The organism is Psychrobacter sp. Sarcosine-3u-12 (assembly GCF_002836005.1).
GTDB classification, from domain to species: domain Bacteria; phylum Pseudomonadota; class Gammaproteobacteria; order Pseudomonadales; family Moraxellaceae; genus Psychrobacter; species Psychrobacter okhotskensis.
Window position 1 is genome coordinate 1 of sequence record NZ_PJBY01000030.1, and the last position, 1,277, is coordinate 1,277.

Consider the following 1,277-nt stretch of genomic DNA (forward strand, 5'->3'; position numbering starts at 1 on the left):
TGAGCTATGCTGAAGAAACCGTACAATTAAACTTGGTAAACTAACGACTCAAAGAGGAGTTTACCATGGTCAAGAAAGTAAGAACCTACAGCGATGAATTTAAAGCCGAAGCTATTAAGAAGATAGCAGACAATAAGGGTAATATTTCAGCGACTGCAAAGCAGCTTGGCATAGCCATGCAAACGCTATCTAACTGGCAAAACAAAGCCACTCAAGGCAAGCTTGCAGGGACTGAGCAATATGACCCACAGCTAATGGCCGTGCTAGAAGAGAATAAGCGCCTCAAGCGACAGCTGAAAGTTGCCGAAGAGGAGCGCGAAATTCTAAAAAAGGCGACGGCGTACTTCGCCAAACACAGCTAGTAAAGTACGCCTTTGTTAAAGACAACCAGCAACTCTTTCGCATCAGTAGCATGTGCCGTGTACTACATATTAGACCCTCAAGTTACTACGACTGGCTGGGTCGTGACATCAGCGCTCAGCAGATACATCGTAACCAGTCTGAGCTACTAATCAAAGCGGCACACAGTGAAACAAAGGAGCGCTACGGCTTTGAGCGTCTGCATGCGCATCTAAATGAGCAAGGATATGATATCAGCCCATACATGGTCAGAAGCATCAAGGAAGAACACGGTATCAAATGCCGTCGTCATAAGCGTTTTAAAGTTACTACCGACTCAAACCACAACAAGCTGGTCTATGACAACGTGCTCGATCAGCAGTTTGACGTCAACCGCCCTAACGAAGCATGGGTCAGTGATATCACCTATATCTGGACAACCGAGGGCTGGCTGTACTTAGCAGGCGTTAAAGACTTGTATACCAAAGAGCTGGTTGGCTATGCCATCAACAAACGTATGACCGCTGACTTAGTTTGCAAAGCATTGAACATGGCAATTAAGAATAAGAGACCAAGCAAGGGACTAATTGTTCACTCTGACAGAGGCAGTCAGTATTGTAGCCATGCGTATCATAAGATTATTAAACAGCATCAGTTTATAGGCTCAATGAGTGGCAAAGGTAATTGTTATGACAACGCACCCATAGAGAGCTTCTGGGGTGTATTAAAGAATGAGCTGGTATATCATCAGGACTATAAGACCAGATTTGCCGCTATTACCGATATCATTAGATATATCGAGTTGTACTACAACCAAACGAGAATTCAAAAGGGTTTAGGCTATAAATCGCCAAGACAGGTGTGGTTTGACTATTATCGTCAAGCGGCGTAACTAAAATCTCCCAAGTTTAACTGTACGGATTTGACGGCAGGGGTCA

At 44.3% G+C, this 1,277-nt stretch carries 1 protein-coding gene; it reads left to right on the top strand.

Annotated features, from left to right (window positions below; all coding sequences use genetic code 11):
• Positions 1-65 precede the first annotated feature (65 nt).
• A protein-coding gene (locus CXF65_RS00985; RefSeq protein ID WP_101210724.1) for an IS3 family transposase occupies positions 66-1,231 on the top strand; the annotation gives its coding sequence in 2 pieces (ribosomal slippage) (positions 66-324 and positions 324-1,231; 1,167 coding nt in all).
• The last annotated feature ends 46 nt before the right edge of the window (positions 1,232-1,277 follow it).